Annotated in this window: 3 protein-coding genes; 2 read left to right on the plus strand and 1 reads right to left on the minus strand. The window is 65.9% G+C overall.

Going from position 1 to position 4,064, the window contains the following annotated elements:
* Positions 1-379 precede the first annotated feature (379 nt).
* On the plus strand, positions 380-1,366 hold the full coding sequence (locus BIS11_RS12295) for a mannosyl-3-phosphoglycerate phosphatase (protein WP_253422142.1): 987 nt from the start codon (positions 380-382) through the stop codon (positions 1,364-1,366).
* Positions 1,363-2,583: a glycosyl transferase gene (locus BIS11_RS12300; RefSeq protein ID WP_253422145.1), complete on the plus strand. Its 1,221-nt coding sequence runs from the start codon at positions 1,363-1,365 to the stop codon at positions 2,581-2,583. The genes BIS11_RS12295 and BIS11_RS12300 overlap by 4 nt, the downstream gene beginning before the upstream one ends.
* A 76-nt stretch (positions 2,584-2,659) precedes the next feature.
* Here the strand turns inward: BIS11_RS12300 and BIS11_RS12305 are convergent.
* Positions 2,660-4,064 (minus strand): methyl-accepting chemotaxis protein (locus BIS11_RS12305; protein ID WP_253586138.1); only part of this gene is annotated, 1,405 nt, incomplete at its 5' end.

Genomic DNA, 4,064 nt, shown 5'->3' on the forward strand with positions numbered 1-4,064 from the left:
CAGTAAGGGCTTGGCTCGGTGTAGTCTGCTGGCATCAGGTGAGGGGTGTACCAGGGGTGCCAGCAGGTACAATTCGAGTATAGCCTTCCTCAGCCCTTTGCCAAGTTTTTTTATAACTTTCTGCTTTTCTGTTCACCTCTTGTCTAAGTTATTTCCTCTCTTTTGGGTAATTCCACGCTCTTTCATGGTGCGACTTGAATGATCGACAATGGTGCATCTGTTCGAAACGGCGCTTGAAATGCCGCTAACCGATTGATGAATCTGAATAAAGATGCATTGGCACATAACCTGCTAAACAACCACCATGATCGTGACCATGAGGCCTATCGTTTGCAGGCCAATCATTTTTACAGGCCAACCATTGAAGACAGGTGATGTCATGTCGGAACACGCCCGCACCGCGTCACGACGCGCCTCCGAGGCCGCCGCCCTCGACCCGGCCCTCAGGCCGCGCCTGGTCGTCACCGACCTGGACGGCTCGCTGCTGGATCACGACAGCTACGATTTCTCCCCCGCCCGCACGGCGCTTTCGCGTCTCAAGGCACTCGGGGTACCGGTGATTCCGGTCACCAGCAAGACCCGCGCTGAGCTTGCACCGCTGCGCGAGGCGCTGGGCCTTACCGCCACGCCCTTCGTGGCCGAGAACGGCGCAGTGATCGGGTTGCCGCCGGGTTGGTGCCACCCCCGGCTGGATCGCCCCGGCGACGCCCGGGACAGCATTGTCGTCAAGCACACCGGCGTGGACAACGCCTTCATTCGCGCCCGGCTCGACGTCTGGCGCCGGCGCCTGGACGTGCGCTTCACGCGCATGGGCGAGATGTCCGTCGAGAAGATGGTCGCGCTGACCGGGCTCGACGATGCCCGCGCCATCGCCGCCCGCAAGCGCCAGGGCAGCGAGCCGCTGATCTGGGAAGACGATGCCGCCGCCCTCGACGCCCTGCGTCAGGCGCTGGCCGGCGACGGGCTGACGCTCACCCAGGGCGGGCGCTTTCATCACGCCATGGGCGCGACCTCCGACAAGGGCCGAGCGGTCGAGTGGCTGATCAAGCGCTTTCGCTCGCTGCGGGGCAGCATGCCGCTGACGCTGGGACTGGGCGATGGCCCCAACGATATCGAGATGCTCGAAGCGGTGGATCAGGCGGTGGTCATCAAGGGGGCTCACCATCTGGCGGTGAACCCTGCGAGTGCCGCCCTCTATCGCACCCGCGCAAAGGGCCCGACGGGCTGGGTCGAAGGGCTCGTGCACTGGTGGGGCGCGCAGGACGAACGCCTCGCAAGCCTGGTGCATGGGATCGACGATCACGAGGTCGAGGGTCATGAGCTCGAGGGTCACGACGGAAAGCGAATCAAGGAGGATACGGCATGAGCGACTTTCACCAGAACGGCCTGATCACGGACTTTCATAACCTCACCCGGCGCCCGGTCGAGGAGCTCGAGCGCGACCTGGTGCGCTTTGGCGCCCGCCGGCCGATGGGGCTGATCCTGCCGTCGCTGTTTTCGGAACTCGAAGGGCCGGCGCTGTCGGCCATCGTCGACGAACTTGCCAAGGTGCCGTATCTCGACGAGATCGTGATCGGGCTCGACCGCGCCGACCGCGAGCAGTTCCTGTTCGCCCGCGAGTTCTTCTCAAGGCTCCCCCAGCATACGCGCATCCTGTGGAACGACGGCCCGAGGCTTCGGGCGCTGGATGCCGAGCTCGACGAGCACGGCCTCGGGGCGCTTGAGCCGGGCAAGGGGCGCAACGTCTGGTACTGCGCGGGCTACATGCTGGCCTCCCACCGCTCGTCGGTGGTGGGGCTTCACGACTGCGATATCCTGACCTACGACCGGGCGCTGCTGGCGCGGCTGATGTACCCGGTGGCCCACCCGCAGTTCGACTACAGCTTCTGCAAGGGCTACTACCCGCGCATCGCCGAAGGCCGCTTGAACGGGCGCGTCTCGCGGCTGATGGTCACGCCGCTGCTGCGCGCGCTCAAGACCGTCTGCGGGCCGCTGCCGTATCTGGACTATCTCGACAGCTTCCGCTATCCGCTCTCCGGCGAGTTCGCCATGCGCCGCGACGTGCTCGAAGGCATTCGCATCCCGGCGGACTGGGGGCTCGAGATCGGCGTGCTCTCGGAGCTGCAGCGCAACTATTCGATGCGTCAGATCTGCCAGGTGGACATCGCCGACGGCTACGACCACAAGCACCAGCCGGTGAGCGAGGACGACCCCAGCGGCGGGCTCAACCGCATGAGCCTGGATATCGCCAAGGCGCTCTACCGCAAGCTGGCAACCCAAGGCGTCACCTTCAGCAGCGAGGACTTTCGCACCCTGAAGGCGACCTACTACCGGCTGGCGCTGGATCTGATCGAGGCCTACGACCACGACGCCACCATGAACGGGCTGAGCCTCGATCGCCACTGCGAGGAGCAGGCGGTGGAGCTTTTCGCCGGCAACCTGCTGGAGGCGGGCAACCTGTTTCTCGACAACCCCCGCGAGCGTCCCTTCATCCCCAGCTGGAACCGGGTGCAGGCCGCCGTGCCGGATCTACTCACGCGCATGCACGAGGCCGTAGAGCGTGACAACCAGGGTGACGTCTGACGCGTTGAGCCCACTCGTGAAAGGCAGGACGCCCACGCTTGCGAGCGTGGGCGTCCTGTTTTCTTCAGGCCCCGGCTTAGAAGTCGTCGGGGGAGGGCAAGCCGGTGCTGCCCGCCGGTGACGCCAGCGCCGGGGCGCTCGATGAGACAATGCGGAAGTTGGCGACCCGCTGGCGCAGCTGATCGCTGAGCGTCGCCAATCGCTGGGTGGCGTGGTTGCTCTGCTGGACGAGCCCGGCGTTTTGCTGGGTCATCTGATCCATCTGGGTCACCGCGAGGTTGACCTGCTCGATGCCGCTGCTCTGCTCCCGGGTCGCGGCGGAGATCTCCTGCACCAGCGTGCTCAACTGCTGGATATCCTCGACCACGCGATTGATCACCCCGCCGGTGTCGCGCACCCGCTCGCTGCCCTCGGCCACCTTGACGCCGGAGTCCTCGATCAGCTTCTTGATCTCCTGGGCGGCGGCGGCGGAGCGGCTGGCGAGGTTGCGCACCTCGCTTGCCACCACGGCGAAGCCGCGGCCCTGTTCGCCGGCGCGCGCCGCCTCCACCGAGGCGTTGAGCGCCAGGATATTGGTCTGGAAGGCGATGGCATCGATGGTGTTGACGATGCTGCTCATCTGCGTCGCACTCTGGTGGATGGCCTCCATGGTGCTCACCACCGTGGTCATGGCGTCGCTGCCGCGCCGCGCGTGCTGGGCCGTGGTCGCGGCGAGCTCGCGGGCGTGGTCGGCGTGCTCGGCGTTCTGCTTCACCGTGGCGGTCAGTTCTTCCATGCTCGAGGCGGTCTCGGCAAGCGAGGCGGCCTGCTGCTCGGTGCGCGTGGAGAGCTCCTCGTTGACGCCGACGATGCGCTCCACCCCGTCGTTGACCTCATCCGCGCCCTGGTTGATGCCGCCGATGGTGCCCGCCAGCGCTTCGCGCATGCGGTTGATGTCGAACAGCAGACTGTGGCGATCCTTGGCCGCGAGCGTGGTGCTGCGGGTCAGGTCGCCATCGGCGATGTGGCTGACCACCGTGGCCGCGTAGCGCGGGTCACCGCCGAGCCGTTTGGCCACGTCGCGAATCACCCAGCCCATCAGCAGGGCTACGGGAATGCCCACCAGCAGCAGCGCGATCAGCGAGCGGATCAGGCTGTCGACGAAGGCGTCGTCGATGTCGTCGACGTAGACCCCGGCGCCGTAGGCCCAGCCCCAGTCCGCCAGGTAGGCGAAGTAGCTGATCTTGGGAAACTGCTCGTCGCCGGAGTCGATGCGCCGCGAGAAGTAGTCGACGAAGCCGCCCCCGCCTTGCGCCGTGTCGAGCAGCGCCTGGTACAGGTACATGCCGCTCGAGTCCTGGAAGGTGCTCATGTCGTCACCGGGCTCGCGGCGCGGGTGGGCGACGATCTCCAGTTGATCGTCGAAGGCGAAGATGTACTCGCCGTCGCCGAAGCGGGCATTGGCGATGCTCTCGATGGCGCGGGCCTGCGCTTCTTCGCGG

Source organism: Halomonas sp. 707D4 (assembly GCF_024158685.1).
GTDB lineage: Bacteria > Pseudomonadota > Gammaproteobacteria > Pseudomonadales > Halomonadaceae > Vreelandella.